Origin of the sequence: Mesorhizobium sp. M7A.F.Ca.CA.001.08.2.1 (genome assembly GCF_003998455.1) — a bacterium.
GTDB classification, from domain to species: domain Bacteria; phylum Pseudomonadota; class Alphaproteobacteria; order Rhizobiales; family Rhizobiaceae; genus Mesorhizobium; species Mesorhizobium ciceri.
Genome location: NZ_RZPW01000509.1, coordinates 1 through 4640 on the forward strand (window position 1 = coordinate 1; position 4640 = coordinate 4640).

Annotated in this window: 7 protein-coding genes; 1 reads left to right on the forward strand and 6 read right to left on the reverse strand. The window is 62.2% G+C overall.

The window, feature by feature from the left end:
* Both EN914_RS25010 and EN914_RS25015 read right to left on the reverse strand, forming a co-directional pair.
* A partial coding sequence (locus EN914_RS25010; protein ID WP_245462657.1) for an AIR synthase related protein occupies positions 1-428 on the reverse strand: 428 nt, incomplete at its 3' end.
* Between the two features lie 119 nt (positions 429-547).
* Entirely contained in the window at positions 548-1957 is a 1410-nt protein-coding gene (locus tag EN914_RS25015; RefSeq protein WP_013532134.1) for a PLP-dependent aminotransferase family protein, read from the reverse strand.
* Positions 1958-2049: 92 nt separating this feature from the next.
* Between EN914_RS25015 and EN914_RS25020 the strand changes: the two genes are divergently transcribed.
* Positions 2050-2301, forward strand: a complete 252-nt coding sequence (locus tag EN914_RS25020; protein WP_013532133.1) for a DUF1127 domain-containing protein — start codon at positions 2050-2052, stop codon at positions 2299-2301.
* A gap of 76 nt (positions 2302-2377) precedes the next feature.
* On the opposite strand, the gene EN914_RS25025 is transcribed toward EN914_RS25020, so the two are convergent.
* The 4 genes from EN914_RS25025 to purQ form a co-directional block, all read right to left on the reverse strand.
* On the reverse strand, positions 2378-3019 hold the full coding sequence (locus tag EN914_RS25025; protein WP_013532132.1) for a Pr6Pr family membrane protein: 642 nt from the start codon (positions 3017-3019) through the stop codon (positions 2378-2380).
* A gap of 3 nt (positions 3020-3022) precedes the next feature.
* Positions 3023-3430, reverse strand: a complete 408-nt coding sequence (locus tag EN914_RS25030; RefSeq protein WP_024504559.1) for a hypothetical protein — start codon at positions 3428-3430, stop codon at positions 3023-3025.
* The gene (locus EN914_RS25035) at positions 3427-4092 is read right to left on the reverse strand and encodes a glutathione S-transferase family protein (protein WP_013532130.1); all 666 of its coding nucleotides are present in this window, start codon (positions 4090-4092) and stop codon (positions 3427-3429) included. Before EN914_RS25035 ends, EN914_RS25030 begins: the two co-directional genes overlap by 4 nt.
* An 84-nt stretch (positions 4093-4176) precedes the next feature.
* On the reverse strand, positions 4177-4640 hold a 464-nt coding region (gene purQ, locus EN914_RS25040; protein WP_127389329.1), incomplete at its 5' end, for a phosphoribosylformylglycinamidine synthase subunit PurQ.

Genomic DNA, 4640 nt, shown 5'->3' on the forward strand with positions numbered 1-4640 from the left:
GTCTTGGGATGGTCGGGCGCACCAAAACGCAGCGCATTCATCGCCGCGATCGGCCGCGCGCCCATGGTGAAGACGTCGCGCAATATGCCGCCGACGCCGGTCGCCGCACCCTGGTAGGGCTCGATGTAGGATGGGTGGTTGTGACTCTCCATCTTGAAGACGACGCAGTCGCCATCGCCGATGTCGACCACGCCAGCATTCTCGCCCGGCCCCTGGATGACCTGAGGTCCGGTGGTCGGCAGCGTGCGCAGCCATTTCTTCGAGGATTTGTAGGAGCAGTGCTCATTCCACATCGCCGAGAAGATGCCGAGTTCGGTGAAGCTCGGCTCGCGCCCGACGAGGTCGAGAATGCGCTGATACTCGTCGGGCTTGAGCCCGTGTGAGGCAATGAGCTCGGGGGTGATCGGCACGGAATTGGAAATGGTCATGGGCGGCGATTTTTATCCGGGACGTTGGGATTTTGAGTCCCGTCTTATCGCAAGCCTTGCGGCCGATACACCCATGGATTGACGAAAAACGACGGAAAACCGGACAAAGCCACGCAGTGTCAGGAGAAGCTGTCGTAGCCGGCGCGGCCTTCATCGAGAAGTCGCCGGATCACCGCAACGCCTTCAGCGATATCCCCGCGCTGTCTCGGCTGCGAAACGCCGAAGCGGACGCCATGGAAAACCTGCTCGGAACGGCCGGCCTTGAATTCGTCCTCGTCGTCGATCAGCACGCCGTGCTCCAGGCAAGCGTTCTTGAAGGTGCCGGAAAGCCAGGGGTCGGGCAGGGTCAGCCAGACAAAGGGCACCCTGTCATGCGACTTGAAGGCGAAGCCGGCCAAAGTCTCGCGTACGATGGCGATGCGGGCGCTGATTTCGGCGATGCTGCGCTTTCGTATCTCATCCGCCTGACCGGACAGCACCAGCCTTGTATTCACCTCCGCCAGCAGGAAGGGCATGCCGCCGGTCATCATCTTGTGGGCGACGCGGATGCGGTGGCGGTAGGCGGGCGGGCAGGAAAGCCAGCCGCCGCGCACACCGGCTGCGACCGACTTCGACAGGCCGCCCGCGACAATGGTCCTCTCAGGAGCATATTCGGCCAGCAACGGCGTCGGATCATCGGTCAGATTGCCATAGAGGTCGTCCTCGATGAGGACGACATTGTATTCGCGTGCGACATGGGCGATCGCTTCGCGGCGCGCCGCCGACAAGGTGGCCAGCGTCGGATTCTGCGCCGTCGGCATCAGGAAGATCATCTTGGGATGCTTTTGCGCGCAGACGCGCTCGAAATCCTGCGGATCGATCCCTTCATCGTCCGATGCCACCAACGCGGTGCGCCTGCCGATCAAGCCGGCACTGCGGGAAACCTGCGAGTAGGTGAGGTGCTCGAAGGCGACATAGTCGCCAGGCATGGTGAGCGCCGCGATCGCCGCCATCACCGCCGCATGGGTGCCGAGCGTGGGAACGATGGTGTCGGCATCCGGGCGAAAGGAATTGCGCGCCAACCAGCGGGCGCCGGCTTCGTACCATCGTTCGGGGAAATCCCTAGTGTAGCTCGAAATCTCATGCGGATGGTCCTGCGCCGTGCGCGACAGGACACCGGCGACAATGTCGCCCTGGCCGATATCAGGTGCTGCGGTGCTGTCGAAACGCAGCTTGCCTTTAGGCGCATCGATATAGCGCGTGCCTTCGCCGCCGACGTCCGGAGCCGGAAAATCCGGCTTCGCGCGCTGGCCGAGCACATAGGTTCCACGCCCGACCTCGCCGCTCACCAGCCCACGCTCGCGCAGCAATTGATAGGCCCGGCCGACCGTGCCGACGGTGGTGCCGATGTCGTAGGCGAGGTCGCGCTGCGGCGGCAACTTTGCGCCGGCATCGATCACGCCCCGATCGATGTCCGTCTCGATGGAATCCGCCAGCCGCTGATACAGCGGGCCGGAGCCGGCAGTGAGATCTGGAAGCCAATTTGTCATGGTGACAATTTTCTATATTGCACCGATAGATGAGTCAATACATATCAATCGCGTGCCAAAAGGGTACAATTTAGGACTTTGGCAGAAAGAAAATGAATACAATCGCGACAATACGTCATTCGAGCGCTGCATTATCGGCCCAATCGACACGCCCGTCGGCTCAGCGCGGCTTTGTCAGCCGCCTTGTGCGCGTGCTGAGGTCGCTGGCAAGATGGATCGACAACCTGCTGGATCGCCGCCGCAGCCGGTTGGCTCTGCTGGAGATGACCGACGACCAGCTCAAGGATATCGGCGTCACGCGCTGCGACGCCCACCGCGAGGGCATCAGGCCGTTCTGGGACTGACCGTGATCCCAAAAGTGGGAACCGGTTTGGGAAAGATGATGGTCCCGGGAAATCCGGACAGAAGGTCCGCACAGTTCTAACGGACCCTCGACGCCCTGGTGCGTGCAACGGCATGGTCCGCAAGGACGGCGACCACGCACAGCACGAGGAAAAGTCCGGTGATGGCTGCAGCTGAGATGACGACGCTGGTCGCGCCGTTCTTGGCGATGTTCAGGAAAGGGTAGGGCACCTCGCCGGCAAGCGGCGCCCGCACCAGCGCATAGACCAGATAAGCGATGGGATAGATCACCCACCACGAAATGTCGCTCCAGCGTGTCCGGCCGTCGGCGCCCGATATCAGCCACCACAGCACGAACAGCACCGGCGTGACGTAGTGCAGGAGAACATCGCAGAGCAGGAACAGTCCCTGCGGCTGCCAGAGTCGTGCCAGAACCGTTGCGTAGATGATGAAGACCAGTGCGATCGAAACCGCAACGCCGGTGCGCATCCGCGCCCCTGCAAAGGCCGGCAGCCAGGCATAGAAGGTGGGTGACAGCAGCGACGTGTACACCAGCACCGCGCCGATGTTGGTCAGGATGGTGAAGAAGCTGAAGACGAAAATGACGGAGCCAAGCAGGCTGCGGCCTGCTTCCATCGATGCAGGAATGCTGATGCAGAACTGCAGGATGAGCCCGGCCAGACCGATGACCAGCCCCACAATCTGCAGGAACCGGCCCATGGGCTAGGCCGTCGCGGCGCAGGCCGGATTGCCGGCCTGCCAGCGCGCAATGTCGGAGCCGATGCGGGCGCCGAGCGGATCGTTCATCAGCGGTCCGAAGACGTCGACACGGCTAGAATTGCCTTGCGCCTGCACGACCAGCAAAGGTTTGCCGCCATAGTGCTTGGCCGGAACCAGCAGGAAACGCGGCGCGCCGCTGAACGAATTCAGCTCATTGGCCATCTGGTACGGTTTGAAGGCCGGGTCCTTGCTGGCGATCCAGCATTTGTGGGCGGCGATCGCCACTTGTTCCATGGCCAGCAGCGCAGCACTTTTGCCCGAGGGCACAGGCGTGCTCTTTGGCGTCGACTGACAGGATGCCAGCACAAAGCCCGCCGCGGCGACCAGCGCGATCGTCCTCGACTTGATCAAGCGGCACCCATCTCAAGCTCGGACAGGAAGATTTTCAAGCCGTCGGTCATCTCGCCCCACACACGCGACAATGCCGGGTGTTGCGAGGCGATCTGCTGGTAGGCGTCGAATTTGGGATAGGCGTCGAGCAGGTCGTGGCGTCCTGTCATGGCGCGGAAATTGTTGAAGATGAACCGCGTCGGCGTCAGCCAGGCATCGGCGAAGCTGATGTCGTCGCCGAGTGCGAAGGGCCCTTGCGCCATACGGGCCTCGATTGCCGCCAGTCCATGATGCAGGCGGGCGAACTGAGCGTCGATCTCGGCATTGTTGCGCTTCGGCACGGAATGAAGCTCGAAAAGCTTCATCAACGGGGTCAGCACATCGAGATCGGTGATGCGGGCGAACATGCGCACCAGCGCACGGTCCTTGGAATCGGGCGGCAGCAGCGCCGGTTCCGGAAACCGTTCCTCGAGATATTCGGCGATGACCACCGATTCGACGATCGTCTCGCCCGAGCCGGTGATCAGCACCGGAATCCGGTTCATCGGCGAGATGGCGCGAAACTCTTCCGGGATGGGAAAACCGGGCGGCGGCGCGATGATCTTGAGTGGTACGTCCTTGATGTAGGCCAATGCCCGCACGATCGACGAGTAGGGCGACAACGGCCGCGAATAGAGTTTCATGACCGTCTCTCTCCCCAATGAACCAGACTTGCTCCAAAGAGACAGGAATGTCCGGCTGTTTTCAAGCTGTTCGCTTCGATATCGTCAGGCAGCGATGCCGAGGGCGCTCTCGAACAGTCCGCGGCCGTCGGTACCGCCATGGGCTGCTTCGATCAGGTTTTCCGGATGCGGCATCAGCCCGAGCACATTGCCTTGGCTGTTGACGATGCCGGCAATGTCGTTGATCGAGCCGTTGGGGTTGGTGCCCTCGGCATAGCGGAACACCACCTGGCCTTCGCCTTCGAGACGGGCAAGCGTGTCGGCGTCGGCGAAATAATTGCCGTCATGATGCGCGACCGGCGAGCGGATGATCTGGCCCGGCTGATAGCGGCGGGTGAACATGGTGTTGGCATTGGTGATCTCGAGCTTCACCTGCCGGCAGACGAATTTCAGCGAGGTGTTGCGCATCAAGGCACCCGGCAACAAGCCGGCCTCGACCAGGATCTGGAAACCGTTGCAGACGCCGATGACCGTCACGCCCGCGGCCGCTTTTTCGGCCACTGCCCGCA